Source organism: Bradyrhizobium sp. HKCCYLS20291 (assembly GCF_051167715.1).
Classification (GTDB): domain Bacteria; phylum Pseudomonadota; class Alphaproteobacteria; order Rhizobiales; family Xanthobacteraceae; genus Bradyrhizobium.
The window spans coordinates 123,074-138,001 of sequence record NZ_JBNPTO010000010.1 but is presented as its reverse complement, the minus strand read 5'-3'; the positions used below and the strand labels follow the sequence as shown (position 1 = coordinate 138,001).

The 14,928-nt window shown below is 64.8% G+C and carries 16 protein-coding genes; 7 read left to right on the top strand and 9 right to left on the bottom strand.

The window, feature by feature from the left end:
- Positions 1-57: 57 nt before the first annotated feature.
- Together ACQR07_RS22310 and ACQR07_RS22305 are read right to left on the bottom strand one after the other, a co-directional pair.
- Positions 58-1,029, bottom strand: a complete 972-nt coding sequence (locus ACQR07_RS22310) for a TRAP transporter substrate-binding protein (RefSeq protein ID WP_434904300.1) — start codon at positions 1,027-1,029, stop codon at positions 58-60.
- A 239-nt stretch (positions 1,030-1,268) separates the two neighbouring features.
- A complete protein-coding gene (locus ACQR07_RS22305; RefSeq protein WP_434904299.1) occupies positions 1,269-1,655 on the bottom strand; it encodes a hypothetical protein in 387 nt (128 codons plus the stop codon).
- Positions 1,656-2,092: 437 nt separating this feature from the next.
- Here ACQR07_RS22305 and ACQR07_RS22300 point away from each other — a divergent pair, with 437 nt between their 5' ends.
- The 7 genes from ACQR07_RS22300 to ptsN all read left to right on the top strand — a co-directional run bounded on the left by ACQR07_RS22300 (position 2,093) and on the right by ptsN (position 8,959).
- Positions 2,093-2,707 carry a ribonuclease D gene (locus ACQR07_RS22300; protein WP_434869655.1) on the top strand — a complete coding sequence of 205 codons (615 nt, stop codon included), beginning with the start codon at positions 2,093-2,095 and terminating at the stop codon, positions 2,705-2,707.
- A gap of 152 nt (positions 2,708-2,859) precedes the next feature.
- A complete protein-coding gene (gene lptC, locus ACQR07_RS22295) occupies positions 2,860-3,561 on the top strand; it encodes an LPS export ABC transporter periplasmic protein LptC (RefSeq protein WP_434904298.1) in 702 nt (233 codons plus the stop codon).
- A gap of 4 nt (positions 3,562-3,565) precedes the next feature.
- Positions 3,566-4,255 (top strand): LptA/OstA family protein, encoded by a 690-nt coding sequence (locus ACQR07_RS22290; protein ID WP_434904297.1) that lies wholly within the window; start codon positions 3,566-3,568, stop codon positions 4,253-4,255.
- A gap of 363 nt (positions 4,256-4,618) precedes the next feature.
- Positions 4,619-5,653, top strand: a complete 1,035-nt coding sequence (lptB, locus tag ACQR07_RS22285) for an LPS export ABC transporter ATP-binding protein (RefSeq protein ID WP_434904296.1) — start codon at positions 4,619-4,621, stop codon at positions 5,651-5,653.
- A 204-nt stretch (positions 5,654-5,857) separates the two neighbouring features.
- Positions 5,858-7,495: an RNA polymerase factor sigma-54 gene (rpoN, locus tag ACQR07_RS22280; RefSeq protein WP_434904295.1), complete on the top strand. Its 1,638-nt coding sequence runs from the start codon at positions 5,858-5,860 to the stop codon at positions 7,493-7,495.
- Between the two features lie 72 nt (positions 7,496-7,567).
- A complete protein-coding gene (gene hpf / locus ACQR07_RS22275; RefSeq protein WP_434869660.1) occupies positions 7,568-8,170 on the top strand; it encodes a ribosome hibernation-promoting factor, HPF/YfiA family in 603 nt (200 codons plus the stop codon).
- Positions 8,171-8,497: 327 nt separating this feature from the next.
- Positions 8,498-8,959: a PTS IIA-like nitrogen regulatory protein PtsN gene (gene ptsN, locus ACQR07_RS22270; RefSeq protein ID WP_008962742.1), complete on the top strand. Its 462-nt coding sequence runs from the start codon at positions 8,498-8,500 to the stop codon at positions 8,957-8,959.
- A 19-nt stretch (positions 8,960-8,978) separates the two neighbouring features.
- On the opposite strand, the gene ACQR07_RS22265 is transcribed toward ptsN, so the two are convergent.
- The 7 genes from ACQR07_RS22265 to ugpB all read right to left on the bottom strand — a co-directional run bounded on the left by ACQR07_RS22265 (position 8,979) and on the right by ugpB (position 14,815).
- Complete coding sequence (locus ACQR07_RS22265) at positions 8,979-9,485, bottom strand: GNAT family N-acetyltransferase (protein ID WP_434904294.1); 507 nt, start codon at positions 9,483-9,485, stop codon at positions 8,979-8,981.
- A 142-nt stretch (positions 9,486-9,627) separates the two neighbouring features.
- Entirely contained in the window at positions 9,628-9,891 is a 264-nt protein-coding gene (locus ACQR07_RS22260; RefSeq protein WP_434904293.1) for a DUF1150 family protein, read from the bottom strand.
- Between the two features lie 58 nt (positions 9,892-9,949).
- Complete coding sequence (locus ACQR07_RS22255; protein WP_434869663.1) at positions 9,950-10,375, bottom strand: Hsp20 family protein; 426 nt, start codon at positions 10,373-10,375, stop codon at positions 9,950-9,952.
- Positions 10,376-10,508: 133 nt separating this feature from the next.
- Positions 10,509-11,588 carry a sn-glycerol-3-phosphate import ATP-binding protein UgpC gene (locus ACQR07_RS22250; protein WP_434904292.1) on the bottom strand — a complete coding sequence of 360 codons (1,080 nt, stop codon included), beginning with the start codon at positions 11,586-11,588 and terminating at the stop codon, positions 10,509-10,511.
- A gap of 111 nt (positions 11,589-11,699) precedes the next feature.
- Positions 11,700-12,548, bottom strand: coding sequence for a sn-glycerol-3-phosphate ABC transporter permease UgpE (gene ugpE, locus ACQR07_RS22245; protein ID WP_434904291.1), 849 nt, complete (start codon positions 12,546-12,548; stop codon positions 11,700-11,702).
- Positions 12,548-13,429 carry a sn-glycerol-3-phosphate ABC transporter permease UgpA gene (ugpA, locus tag ACQR07_RS22240; protein ID WP_434904290.1) on the bottom strand — a complete coding sequence of 294 codons (882 nt, stop codon included), beginning with the start codon at positions 13,427-13,429 and terminating at the stop codon, positions 12,548-12,550. Before ugpA ends, ugpE begins: the two co-directional genes overlap by 1 nt.
- Before the next feature lie 69 nt (positions 13,430-13,498).
- The gene (gene ugpB, locus ACQR07_RS22235; protein ID WP_434904289.1) at positions 13,499-14,815 is read right to left on the bottom strand and encodes a sn-glycerol-3-phosphate ABC transporter substrate-binding protein UgpB; all 1,317 of its coding nucleotides are present in this window, start codon (positions 14,813-14,815) and stop codon (positions 13,499-13,501) included.
- Positions 14,816-14,928 lie beyond the last annotated feature (113 nt).

Here is a 14,928-nt window from a genome sequence, read left to right as displayed (position 1 = left end):
TTTTGGTGCAGTGTCCGGCGCCGCCTTGCGGCGACGCCGGATCCCGTCACTGTTGTCTTACTTGGTGTCCTGGATGCGCTTGACGAGCTTCGAGAGCTTCTCGTCGCCGGCGAACTTCTGGTAGACCGGCTTCATCGCGTCGACGAACTCCTGCTTGTTGGCGATCGTCACGACCTGGGCGCCGGCGGCCTCGACGATCTTGCGGGAGGCCTGCTCGCGCTCATCCCAGAGCTTGCGCATCACCGGAACCGAGTCCTTGGCGGCCTTGCGGACCAGCGCCTGGTCCTCCTTGCTGAGCGTGTCCCAGACCTTCTTGGACATCACGAGGACTTCGGGGGCCAGCGAGTGCTCGGTGATGTTGTAGTACTTGGCGGCCTCGAAATGGCGCGAGGACTCGTAGGACGGCCAGTTGTTCTCGGCGGCGTCGACCAGGCCGGTCTTGAGCGCGGTATAGACCTCGCCATAGGGCATCGGGGTGGCGTTGGCGCCGAGGCTCTGGATCATGCCGACCCAGAGATCGGACTGCTGCACGCGGATCTTCAGGCCCTTGAGGTCGGCGAGCGACTTGACCGGCGCCTTGACGGTGTAGATCGAGCGCGCGCCGCTGTCGTAGTAGGCGAGGCCGATCAGGCCGGCCGGCTCCATGGCGGCCAGGATCTCGTCGCCGATCGGCCCGTCCAGGACGGTGCGCATGTGCTGGGTGTCGCGGAACACGAAGGGCAGGCAGAGCGCGACGGTCTCGGGCACGAAATTGTTCAGCGGCGACGAGTTGATCCGCATCATGTCGAGCGCGCCGATCTTGAGCTGCTCGATGGTGTCCTTCTCGGAGCCGAGGGCGCCGTTCGGGAACACCTTGACGCCAAGCTTGCCGCCGGTCGCCTCGGAGAGCTGCTTGCCCATGAACTTGACGGCTTCGACGGTCGGATAGTCGGCGGGATGCACGTCGGCCGAGCGGAAATCGCGCGCCATCGCCAGAGGCGATGAGACCGCCAGAACGGCGGCCGCAATGATAGCTGAAAGGGTCTTCATCTGGGCTTTCTCCTCCTGTGAATTTTGTCGTCGTTGGGCAATTCTGCGGGCCGACTTGGGTCGCTCCACTGCAGATGCTAGATCAAGCGCCAGTCTCGTGCCTAGGGCGAGGGGCATTTTCTGTCAAAGCCAAAGGCGGCATCGATCAATGCAGGACTTGCATCGATCGGTCGGGCGCGATCCGCCGCAGCGCAAAACATGCGGGTCGGCTGGTCCGCGGTCTCATCCCTACGAAAGGATTAGTCGGCCAGCGCCTCGCCTTTGACGCCGAGCCTGCGCAGCAGCACCGTGAGCGCGATCGCCGGCAGCATGATTCCGACCGTGAAATCGTCCGGCCGGCGCAGGAAGCCGAGCGTGGCGTAGCGCTCGGCGAAGCTGCCGAGCTTCGTCTGGCGCGACAGCACGCTGCGCAGGATCAAGAGGGGGCCCAGCACGAGCAGCACCGTCACGGCGAGCGCCGCCACGGGCCACGGCATCGGCAGTCTCTCGATCCCGCGCGTCGTGAAGCCATAGAGCAGCAGCAGCCCGATCGGCGTCAGGACCGCCCCGCACAGCCCGCAGGCGACGCGCACCAGGAGGTCGTCCTGCATCAGCTCCTCGGCAAACTGCTCCAGCAGCTGCTTCATGGTCGTGTCCTCGTCGCTCTGCCTGCGGGTGCAGATGGTCGTTTGCGATTTGTAATTGCCGTCGGTAGCATCCTCCCGCTCCGGCGCGAACCGATGTTAGTCCGCGACACCGCGCCCGGCCAAGCGTCTCGTCGCTTGCCGCGCCATGCGCCGTCCATCGAACATCCCTGATCATTGTGCCGGCAGCGATCGATGGCAGTCCGATGCTGCGCGCTCTGGCTGCTGCGGAGACGCCAGGGTGGTTGGTGCGATCACATCGGCCAGCCCTTGCATCCGGGCGGCCGGGCTGGCAATCCCTCGGCTGATTATCGAGCGCCGTCCCGGCGCGTTTGCCGGATGGTTACCAGTGCCCGGCTACAGCCGGTTCCCGAGCGCTTCCTGCGGCGTCGCCCCGGCCCGTCGCGTCCCATACCGATTCGACTGAGGGTTTGACAGCCATGACCGTACGCCTGCACCGCGGCGACCTGCCCGATCTCTCCCGCTACACCTCGTCGGTCGCGATCGACACCGAGACGATGGGGCTCAATCCGCACCGCGACCGTCTGTGCGTGGTGCAGCTGTCGCCCGGCGACGGCTCGGCCGACGTGGTGCAGATCCCCAAGGGACACACCGACGCGCCGAACCTGAAGGCGCTGCTCGGCAACCCCGCCATCACCAAGATCTTCCACTTCGCGCGCTTCGACGTCGCGACGCTGTTTCATACCTTCGGCGTGATGCCGCAGCCGGTCTACTGCACCAAGATCGCCTCGCGGCTGGCGCGCACCTACACCGACCGCCACGGCCTCAAGGACCTCGTCCGCGAACTGCTCAACGTCGATCTCTCCAAGCAGCAGCAGTCGAGCGACTGGGGCGCCGACGCGCTCAGCGAGCCGCAGCTCGCCTATGCCGCCTCCGACGTGCTGCACCTGCATGCGCTGCGCGAGAAGCTCGACGTGATGCTGGCGCGGGAAGGGCGGATGGCGGTCGCGCAGGCCTGTTTCGCGTTCCTGCCGCACCGCGCGATCCTCGATCTGGGCGGATTCGAGGCCGAGGACATCTTTGCGCATTCGTAACGGCGCGGCGCCGTTCACGATCATTAATCTCTCTTAATGATTGCGGTCGCCCCTGCGTCGCGATTTCGCGACAGTTCCGGGCTGCAATGGCCGGCACGGCCATGGTAGGATGAGCGCTGTTTCGCGCGCGTCCCGCGCCCGTCGGAGCTCCGGTGAACTCGGTCCAGAACCCCGCCTATGATCCCACCTTGCAGGCGCGTTTCGCGGTGGCGGCGCGCCACAGCCGCATCGTGCGGCTGTTGCGGATCGCGGTGCCGGCCGCGGTCGGACTGGCGATGGCGGTGGTGATCGGCATTGCGCTGTTGAATCCGTTTCACATGCCGATCAACACCCCCAATCTGACCGGCAATCTCGTCGTCTCCGGCCGCAAGATCACGATGGAGACGCCGCATCTGACCGGCTTCACGCCGGACCAGCGGCCCTATGATCTCGTTGCCAAGAGCGCGGTCCAGGACCTTGCCGATACCGATCACGTCGAGCTCAACATCCTCCGCGCCAAGGTGCTGATGGAGGATCAGTCCGTCGTGACCCTGAAGGCCAACACCGGCGTGTTCGATACCAAGCAGCAGCAGCTCGAGCTGAGGAAGGACATCCTGCTGACGACCACGACGGGCTACGAGGCGCGGCTGAGCCGGGCCTTCGTCGACATGGCCAAGGGCAGCGTCACCTCGGACGAGCGGGTCGACGTCAAGCTGACCAACGGCACGCTCTCCGCGGATCGCCTGCGCATTACCGACAATGGCGAGGTCATCCGCTTCGAGGGCAACGTCGTGATGAATCTCGAGAACATGAATGCCGCTCCGGCGACCACGGCGAGCGCCGATCCGGTGCGTCCCGCCCGCAACCCAAAGTGATCCCATGACGACGTGCCGCTTCATTTCCACAACGATTCGCGCCGCCGGCGTCGTCGCGCTGACGACGGCCGTGCTGGCTGGCGCCGGCGGAGCGCTGTGGGCGCAGGGCACCGGCGTGCCGAATGCCATGCAGGGCTTTTCGCAGAACCGCGACCAGCCGATCCAGATCGAGGCCGCCGCGCTGGAGATGCGCGACAAGAAGAAGGAGGCGACCTTCTCCGGCAACGTCAAGGTGGTGCAGGGCGACACCACCATGACCTCGAAGTCGCTGGTGGTGTTCTATGACGGCGGCGCTCAAGCGGGCGCCAAGCCGGCCAAGGCCGCGCCGGCAGCGACACCGGGCCCGGACGGCAGTTCGGCGATTCGCCGCATGGAGGCGCGCGGCGACGTCAAGGTGACGCAGAAGGACCAGGTCGTGACCGGCGAGACCGCGGTCTACGACACCAAGACCAACATGATCACGATGCAGGGCGGCGTGGTGCTGACCCAGTGCAAGAACGTCATGCGCGGTGACCGCCTGACCGTGGACATGACCACCGGCGTGTCGCGGGTGGAATCCGACGGTGGCCGCGGTGTGCAGGTGTTGCTGCCTCAGGCAGGCTCGGGAACGAACGGCGGCGGCTGCGGTCCGTCGACGGCCGCAGCCCCGGCCAGCCCCGGGCCGCTGCAGCTCGCTCCCAGCAAACAGAAGTGATCTCAGTTATTTAGCGAAACGCCCGCGGCTCCTGTTGAACGATGCCGCGGCTGCCTCTATCTAGCGAGCGGGCGGTTCTGTCGCAGGGCCGCAGCAACGGGGCGCCGGGACCCGGCTTCAGACCTGCGAGACAGTGATGCCGGACGCCGATGCGCTTCTCGTGATCGGTCACCTCTTCCGAGGGGCGATCGTGACCTCGCCGTCAGACGATAAACTCCGGAGCGCGGGCCTCCCCGCGCTTTGGCCGCCGTCGTGTGTCCCTGTGATCCGCGAGGCAGGTGAGATGCGTTCGCTCGCGGTGAGCGGGCGAGCCAGCGCTGCGGCCGGTGACGGGCAGCCTCGAAGGGCGTAAGCGAAACGGGGATGGTGGATCTACTCGGCATGTTTCGTGGGCGTCCCGCCAAGCGCGGCCAGCGCGGCTCGGCGCGGCGGCGCGACGACATCACGGCCATGGACGATCCCTTCAGCTCGACAATGAGCGACGATCCGCTCGCCGCGCTTGCCGATTCCGTGCGCAACGACTCGCCTCGGAGCGAGCAGCAGCCCGCGATGCGCATCAATCCGCGCTCGCCGCAGAACACCGAGCAGATCCAGCGCAAGCGGCCGTCCTCGCAGCCGGTGCCGGCCAAGCCGCGCAACAACGGCGCCGTCGCCAGCCCGCAGCTGCTGCGCCGGCCGGGCTTCCTCGCGGTGCATTCGATCGAGAAGAGCTTTGGCAGCCGCCAGGTGGTGCGCGGCGTGTCGATCTATGTCCGCCGTGGCGAGGCGGTCGGCCTGCTCGGGCCGAACGGCGCCGGCAAGACCACCGTGTTCTACATGATCACCGGCCTGATCAAGGCCGATCGCGGGGCCATCGAGCTCGACGGTCACGATGTGACGCGGCTACCGATGTATCAGCGCGCGCGACTGGGAATCGGCTACCTGCCGCAGGAGGCCTCGATCTTCCGCGGCCTCACCGTCGAGCAGAACATCCGTGCCGTGCTCGAGGTCGTCGAGCCCTCGCGCAAGAAGCGCGAGCGCGAGCTCGACGCGTTGCTCGAGGAGTTCACCATCACGCGGCTGCGCAAGTCGCCGTCGATCGCGCTGTCCGGCGGTGAGCGCCGCCGCGTCGAGATCGCGCGCGCGCTGGCGACCCGGCCGAACTACATGCTGCTCGACGAGCCGTTCGCCGGCATCGATCCGATCGCCGTCGGCGACATCCAGCAGCTGGTGCGCCATCTCACCAATCGCGGCATTGGCGTGCTGATCACCGACCATAATGTTCGTGAGACGCTCGGTCTCACCGACCGCGCCTACATCGTCTATGCCGGACAGATTCTCACCGAAGGCAGCCCCGAGGAGATCGTCGCCGATCCCGACGTGCGCCGGCTGTATCTCGGTGAGGAATTCAGGTTGTAGGAATACCGACGCGGGATTTGTCGGCAGCACGACAAGCGACGGAATCGCTATGATTCACGCTGTTTCCCGGACACCTTGTGCGGACCGGTAACCTCGTCTTGTCAGCCGCGCCATACTCCGTTTTTCTTATACGTCAAGACGTGTACATCGCGCGCAGATTAGGATAAGCAAGAATTGGACCAGTAAGGGAATGTTCTTGCTCCCATGGCGTTGACGCAGAGACTAGAATTCCGCCAGTCGCAGTCGCTGGTGATGACGCCGCAGCTGATGCAGGCGATCAAGCTGCTGCAATTGTCCAATCTCGACCTCTCCACATTCGTCGAAGAGGAGCTGGAGCGTAATCCGCTGCTGGAGCGCGCCAGCGACGGTCCGGAAACGCCGGTCGCCGGCGAGCAGCAGATGGCCGAGCGCGCTGAATTCTCCGAGGCCGGCGAAAGCGGTGGCGAAGATTTTGGCGACGGTGCCGGTGGCGCGGGCGAGAACTACGAGAGCGCGCCCGAAGACTGGATGAGCCGCGATCTCGGCACGCGTACGGAGATCGAACAGACGCTCGATTCCGGGCTCGAAAACGTCTTCTCCGAGGAGCCTGCGGAAGCGGCGGCGCGCACTGCGCAGGACGCCGCGCCGACCACCTACACCGAATGGGGCGGTGGTGCCTCCGGTGACGAGGACTACAATCTCGAAGCCTTCGTGGCGGCCGAGACGACGCTGTCGGATCATCTCGCCGAGCAGGCCGCCGTCGCCTTCATCACGCCGGCCGACCGCATGATCGGCCAATATCTGATCGATCTCGTCGACGAGGCCGGCTATCTGCCGGCCGATCTCGCCCAGGCCGCCGACCGCCTCGGCGCCGAGCAGGCCGACGTCGACGCCGTGCTCGGCGTGCTGCAGACGTTCGATCCGCCGGGCATCTGCGCGCGCAATTTGAGCGAATGCCTCGCGATCCAGCTGCGCGAACTCGACCGCTACGATCCGGCGATGCAGGCGCTGGTCGAGCATCTCGATCTTCTCGCCAAGCGCGACTTCGGTTCCCTGCGAAAGCTGTGCGGCGTCGACGACGAGGACCTCGTCGACATGATCGGCGAGATTCGAAGGCTCGATCCCAAGCCCGGCCTCAAATTCGGCACGACGCGCACGCAGACCATGGTGCCCGACGTCTATGTGCGTCCGGGCCCCGATGGCGGTTGGCTGGTCGAGCTCAACAGCGACACGCTGCCGCGCGTCCTGGTGAACCAGGTCTATTACTCCGAGCTGTCGAAGACGATCCGCAAGGACGGCGACAAGTCCTACTTCACCGACTGCCTGCAGAATGCGACGTGGCTGGTCCGCGCGCTCGATCAGCGCGCGCGCACGATCCTGAAAGTGGCGACCGAGATCGTGCGCCAGCAGGACGGTTTCTTCACCCATGGTGTCGCGCATCTGCGTCCGCTGAACCTGAAGGCGGTTGCAGATGCGATCCAGATGCACGAGTCGACGGTGTCACGCGTGACCGCCAACAAATACATGGCGACCAATCGCGGCACTTTCGAGCTGAAATATTTCTTCACCGCCTCGATCGCATCGGCCGATGGCGGCGAGGCGCATTCGGCGGAAGCGGTGCGGCATCACATCAAGCAGCTGATCGATGCGGAAGATGCCTCCGCAATTCTCTCGGACGACACCATCGTCGAGAAGCTGCGCGCCGCCGGGATCGACATCGCGCGCCGCACGGTCGCGAAATACCGGGAGGCGATGCGGATTCCGTCCTCGGTGCAACGTCGCCGCGACAAGCAGAGCATGCTGGCGCATGCCCTGTCGGCGCCGGCCAGTGCCGACCGCACCCGGGATACCGCGTCAGTTTGACCGCAGCTCAAGATTGCGCCTTAACCAAATAGGCTTAGTGTCATAGCCGGTTCACATGAATCGAGGCGACACATGACCCTGCGGATTTCCGGAAAAAGCATCAGCGTCAGCGAAGCGCTGCGAGGGCGCGTCAGCGAGCGCACCGACGAAGTCTTGCGCAAATATTTCGACGGCAACTATTCCGGTCACGTCACGCTCTCCAAGGATGGCTTCGGGTTCAAGACGGATTGCGCCCTGCACCTGGATTCCGGCATCACGCTCGAGGCCGAATCGAACGCCCCGGACGCCTATGCCAGCGCCGACCAGGCGCTCCTGATGATCGAAAAGCGGCTGCGCCGCTACAAGAGCCGGCTCAAGGACCGTTCCGCCCGCAAGTCCCACGCGGCGACCGCAGCGCTGGCGAGCCTCGATGGTGCGGTGCTGGATGCGCCGAGCTACGTGATCGAGGCGCCCGCTGAGGGCGACGAGGAGATCACCGGGTACAGCCCCGTCATCATCGCCGAGAACACCACGGCCCTGAAGCGGCTGTCGGTCTCCGAGGCGGTGATGGAACTGGACCTTTCCGGGGCACCCTGCATGGTTTTTCAGCATGGCTCGAGCGGCCGCGTGAACATCATCTACCGCCGTGCCGATGGCAATATCGGCTGGGTCGATCCCCCCGCGGTCAAGCCGTAGTCATACGGGCGCGCCTCGGGTTCCACGAGGGACGTGAAAATCAGGTTCCTGATCAGGTGCTTGACGCACCGATTGCGACGTCACGCCACGGCGAGGCCGTGGTGCGATCGGCCGATCCGGGCGTTGGCGCCTTCAGGCCGCCATGCTCCGGCGATCTTAAGGATAGCCAGGGGGAACATGCTTGCGGGAGTTGGCACCGCCGTTGCGTTGGGGTAGAAGCCCCTCGCATTGGACACGGGTTAAGCCCGCTTGCCGCCTCAGCTTCTTGACGCCGGTCTGTCCCGACCTATTTCGCACACTGACGGTTCAATCACCTCGGAACGCCCTATGCCGATTACCGATCTGGTCGCACCCGAGGCGATCCTGCCGGCTTTGAAGGTCATCAGTAAGAAGCAGGCACTGCAGGAGCTGGCCGCGCGGGCGGCGGCACTGACCGGGCAGAACGAGCGCAACGTGTTCGAGGTCCTGCTGCAGCGGGAAAAGCTCGGAACCACCGCGGTCGGTTACGGCGTCGCGATTCCCCATGGCAAGCTGCCGAAGCTGGAGAAGCTGTTCGGGCTGTTCGCCAGGCTGGAGCGGCCGATCGATTTCGAGGCGATGGACGGCCAGCCGGTCGATCTGGTGTTCCTGCTCCTGGCTCCTGAAGGTGCCGGTGCCGACCATCTGAAGGCGCTGGCGCGAATCGCCCGCCTGCTGCGCGACCAGGACGTCGCCAAGAAGCTCCGGGCGTCGCGTGATGCCCAGGCGATCTATTCGGTGCTGGCGCTGCCGCCGGCCTCCGCGGCCTGAGCAGCCTCTCCCGTTTCGTCTAGCGCAATCGTCGCAGCATGTAGCGCACCGTCTTGGTGCCGCCATGGATCTCACTCGTCCCGACCGGCCCGAACCCGAGCGCTGCGTGAAAGGCGTCCGACTGCGGATTGGGCGGATCCAGATTGATCTCGCAGACGATGCGGTCGTTTCCGGCTGCGGTCGCTGCGCGAATCACCTCCTCATAGAGCTGCCGTGCCAGCCCCCGGCCGCGGGCGGCTTGGGCCACCACGATGCGATCGACATACACGAAGCGGTCGTAGCGGGCGCGGAACCAGCGATGATTCGGGTTGTCGTAGGGCGCGGTCTCATCGAGCGCGATCATCAGGGCATCTGCTCCGCCCGTTCGCCAGGCGTAGCGTGAGAGATCGAGCAGGTGCATCAAGGTGTCTGGCGTGAGCCATGACAGCTCGGATGCGTGCGCATTGTTGAGCGCGAGCAGGGAGGCCGCGAGCGCCGTGTCCGTTCGCAGGTCGGCGGTGCTGAGCGCCGTGAGCAGCGCGGTCATGCAGTGATCGCCTCGACATGAAAAAAGGGCCGTCCCCTTGTCCAGGGGACCGCCCTCGTATCATCGCATGAGCCGGATGGCTCTCATAAGGCGCGGGTCTCACGAGAAGCCGTCACGCGAGCGTCACGGCTTCGATCGTGGGTCAGTGCACGCTCACGGCCTGGAGCTCATGGCTCCACGCGTTTGCGATCGCGGCTTCGCGGCTGTCGGTGAGCATGATCGGCGTGCCATCGGCGGCATGCAGTGCGAACAGCTTCAATCCCGGCGCGATGCGCGGTGCCTGCGGAAACAGGTCCGGCACGTCTTCGGAGCGGATCTGCTTCACATAGGCGATGTGACCCTCGCCCAGGGTGGCCAGCGCCTCCAGGGAGAGGCTGGATTCCGACGCAACATTACCCTCAGTCATGGTCTCGACTCCTTCTGAGACTCAAGCGGTCGAGTCCGCTACTCGTTCCATCAAACCATTATTCGTGTTCATTGATAGCGATTGTCTTAACGATCCGCTCAGGCTCGGGCCTGGCCAGATCGACCGACAACAACCCGTTCTTCAGGTCCGCTCCCAGCACATGCATTCCCTCTGCCAGCACGAAAGTGCGCTGGAAGTGGCGCGCGGCGATGCCGCGATGAATGTATTGCCGGGTTTTGTCGTCCTGCTGGCGACCGCGGATGACGAGCTGGTTTTCCTCAATGGTGACATCGAGTTGGTCACGGGTGAAACCCGCCACCGCCAGCGTGATCCGAAGACGCTCGGGCTGGCCATTGGTGCGCTCGAACCGCTCGATATTGTACGGCGGGTAACCGTCGGCACCTTTGACGACGCGGTCGAGCACGCGCTCGATCTCGTCGAAGCCCAGCAGGAACGGACTGGAGAGCGAAGGAATACGAGACATGGTTTACAAAGTCCTCTCGAAGCGACTTTGATGTATCAGGGCCCTGACGGCACCCCTTGTTCAGCAATATGGGCATGATGCCTGACGCGTTCAAGCGCCGGGAACACGGAGAGTGGCGGGGCTGTGGACGCCGTCAGAGCGCCAGGCGCTGGCGGCCATCGGCCGAGAACAGATGCAGCTTGGCGCGCGGCGCTACCGCGCGGATCCGGGTCCCGATGTCCGGGCTCGCGACGCCCGGAAGCCGCACGATGACGTCATTTGCCGTGGCCGAGAGGCTGTCGGTGTTGCCGACATCCTGACGCGCGCCATAGACGAAGGTCTCGGCCCCGACATGCTCGATGGCATCGATCCTGAGGTCGAGGCCGATGCCACCCGCCGGGACGGTATCGCCGAGCTCGAAATCCTCGGGACGAATGCCGAGATGGCCCGCATCGGCTGGAACCGCGTCGCCACCATGCAGCTGTGCGCGGACGCCCTCGATCGGCATCAGGTTCATCGGCGGTGCACCGATGAAGGAGGCGACGAAGGTGGTCGCCGGCCGCTGATAGATCTCGAGCGGGTTGCCGATCTGCTCGACCCTGCCGCCGTTCATCACCACGAGGACGTCGGCGAGCGTCATCGCCTCGAGCTGATCGTGGGTGACGTAGATCGCCGTGGTGTTGAGCCGGCGCTGCAGCTTGCGGATCTCGACTCGCATCGCGATGCGCAGCTTTGCGTCGAGGTTCGACAGCGGCTCGTCGAACAGGAACACTTTCGGCTGGCGCACGATGGCGCGACCCATCGCCACGCGCTGGCGCTGGCCGCCGGAGAGCTGGCGCGGCTTCCGCTGCAGCATGGTGCCGAGCTCGAGGATGCGCGCGGCGTCCTCGACGCGGGTCTTGATGTCGTTCTCCGGCACACCGCGATTGCGCAGGCCGTAGGCCATGTTGTTGTACACGGTCATGTGCGGGTACAGCGCGTAGTTCTGGAATACCATCGCGATGTCGCGATCCGCCGGCTCGATCGCATTGACGATGCGGCCGCCGATGTCGATCTCGCCGGACGAGATCGTCTCGAGTCCGGCGACCATCCGCAGCAGCGTGGACTTGCCGCAGCCGGAAGGGCCGACCAGCACGCAGAACTGGCCATCGCCGACCTCGACGTCGATGCCTTTGATGGCCTCGAAGCCGCCGGGATAGATCTTGCGGACGTTGCGCAGGGTGACGTTGGCCATGGGGTTACCTAGCGAATAGCGAATGGCGAGTAGCGAATAGGGAAGGACGGAGCAGGCGTTCAGGTGGCGGCGCGACCCTATTCGCTATTCGCCATTCGCTAGTCGCCCCGCTCACTTTTCCGTCTCCACGAGGCCCTTCACGAACAGCCGCTGCATGAAGATGACGACCGCGACCGGCGGCAGCATCGCCAGCACGGCGGTGGCCATCGCGAGCTGCCATTCGGCGAGCTCGTCGGTCGTCGTCAGCATCTTCTTGATGCCGATCACGATCGTCTGCATCGAGTCCTTGGTGGTGATCAGCAGCGGCCAGAGATACTGGTTCCAGCCGTAGATGAACTGAATGACGAACAGCGCCGCGACCGTCGTCATCGACAGCGGCAGCAGCGTGTCCCAGAAGAACCGCAGCGGCCCGGCACCGTCGATGCGCGACGCCTCCAGCAGCTCATCCGGGATGGTCATGAAGAACTGGCGGAACAGCAGCGTGCCGGTGGCCGAGGCGATCAGCGGCAGCACCAGCCCGGCATAGGTGTCGAGCATGTGCAGGTCGGCGACCACCTTGTAGGTCGGATAGATGCGGACCTCGACCGGCAGCATCAGGGTGATGAAGATGATCCAGAACGCGGTCTTGCGGAACGGAAAGCGGAAATAGACGATCGCGAACGCCGACAGGATCGAGATCAGGATCTTGCCGATCGCAATGCCGATCGCGGAGATGAAGGAGTTGGCGAGCAGCACGCCGACCGGCTGGCTCATGAAGCGCGAGCCGCCGACGAACACGGCGCGGTAGTAGTTCTCCAGCATGCGGCCGCCCGGGACCAGCGGCAGATTGCCGCTGACGACGGTCGCCGCGTCATAGGTCGACGCAATGAAGGCGACGTAGACCGGAAAGGCGAAGATCAGCACGCCGAGCGAGAGCACGACGTAGGCGACGAGGTCCCGCAGCGGGCGATGCTCGACCATCAGTACTGCACCTTGCGCTCGACGTAGCGGAACTGGACCGCGGTCAGTGCAATGACGATCACCATCAGCACCACCGATTGGGCAGCCGAGCCGCCGAGATCGCCGCCGAGCCGGCCGTCGGCGAACACCTTGTAGACCATGGTCGTGGTCGAGCCGGCCGGCCCGCCTGCGGTCACCGCGTCGATGATGCCGAACGTCTCGAAGAACACGTAGACGATGTTGACGACCAGCAGGAAAAACGTCGTCGGCGACAGCAGCGGGAAGATGATGGTCCAGAACCGCCGCAGCGGACCTGCGCCATCGATTGCGCCGGCCTCGATCACGCTCTTCGGGATCGCCTGCAGACCGGCGAGGAAGAACAGAAAGTTGTAGGCGACCTGCTTCCAGACGGCGGCCATCACCACGAGGATCATCGCGTGGGTGCCGTCGAGCATCGGATTCCAGTTGAAGCCCATCACGCGCAGCGGGCGGGCGAGCGTGCCCAGGGTCGGATGGAAGATGAAGAACCACAACACGCCCGCGATCGCCGGCGCCACGGCATAGGGCCAGATCATCAGCGTCTTGTAGGCCGAGGCGCCCTTGAGGTTCTTGTCGGCCTGGGTCGCGAACAACAGCGCGACGCCGAGCGAGAACACCGTGACCAGGGACGAGAACACGATCGTCGTGCCGATCGCGGTGTAGTATTCCGGTTGGGCAAACAGCGCCTGATAGTTCTCGAACCCGACGAACTCCGAATTCAGGCCGAAGGCGTCCTCGCGCAGGAAGGACTGCCAGATCGCCTGGCTGGCCGGCCAATAGAAGAAGATCAGCGTGATCGCGAGCTGCGGCGCCAGCAGCAGGTAAGGCAGCAGCTTGCCGTTGAAGACGACTGACTTTTCCATGGAGCGCGCCGCGAGAGGAACAGATGCAAGGCTTCCCCTCCGGGCGGAGGGGAAGCCCCAAGGACGGCCTTACTTCGCCGTTTTCTCGAAGGTGCGCAACATCGCATTGCCGCGGGCGACGGCGGCGTCGAGCGCTTCCTTGGCCGTCTTCTTGCCGGCCAGCGCCGCCTCGATCTCCTCCGACCAGACGTCGCGCATCTGCACCATGTTGCCGAAGCGCAGACCGCGCGAGTTCTCGGTCGGCTCCTTGTTGGTGAGCTCCTTCAGCGGCGTCTGCAAGGTCGGGTTCTTCTCGTAGAAGCCGTCCGCCTTGGTCTTCTCATAGGCCGCCTTGGTGATCGGCAGGTAGCCGGATTCCTGGTGCAGCTTGGCTTGGCGGTTGGTGTCGGACAGGAAGGTGAAGAACTTGGCGACGCCCTTGTACTCATCGGCCGTCTTGCCGCCCATCACCCACAGCGAAGCGCCGCCGATGATCGAGTTCTGCGGCGCGCCCTGGGCGTCCGGGTAGTACGGCATCGGCGCCGAGGTGAAGTCGAACTTCGCGGTGTTCTTGGCGGTGGCGTAGTAGCCCGACGAGGTCAGGAAGATCGCGCATTCGCCGGAGCCGAAGCGGCCTTCGCTGGCGCTGCCGCGGCCGGAATAGTCGTAGGTCTTGTCCTTCTGCAGCTCGACGAGGTTCTGCAGGTGCTTGACGTGGAGCGGGCTGTTGAACTCCAGCACGGTGTCGAAGCCGTCGAGGCCGTTGGCCTTGGTGCCGATCGGCACGTTGTGCCAGGCCGAGAACTGCTCGATGTTGGCCCACGAGGCCCAGGCGTTGGAGAAGCCGCAGGTGTCGTGACCGGCCGCCTTCAGCTTCTTGGCGGCCTCGAACACCTCCGGCCAGGTCTTCGGGATCTCGGCGACGCCGGCCTTCTTCAGCTCGTCCTTGTTGATCCACATCACCATCGACGACGAGTTGAACGGGAACGACAGCATGTCGCCTTTCGACGTCGAGTAGTAGCCGGTGATCGCCGGCAGATAGGCCTTCGCATCGAACGGCTCGCCGGCGTCCTTCATCAGCTCATAGACCGGCTTGATCGCGCCCTTGGCGCTCATCATCGTCGCGGTGCCGACCTCGAACACCTGCATGATGTGCGGCGCGTTGCCGGCGCGGAACGCGGCGATGCCGGCATTCATCGTGTCGGGATAGGCGCCCTTGAAGGTCGGCACGACCTTGTAGTCGCTCTGCGAAGCGTTGAACTCTTCGGCGAGCTTGTTGACGATGTCGTTGTTGCCGCCGGTCATGGCGTGCCACCACTGGATTTCAGTCACTGCGTGTGCAGGCGACACAGCGAAACCAAAGGTCGCGGAAACCAGAGCGGCGGCAGCAAATTGTCGAAGTGACATCAAGAAAGTCCTCCCGGGAAAGTCATCGTCGTTGCGGCCGTTACCAGCGCCAGATGACGGTTATGTGAATGTATAGACGTATGAGATCGAGCGCGAAAGCCATGATGGCTGCG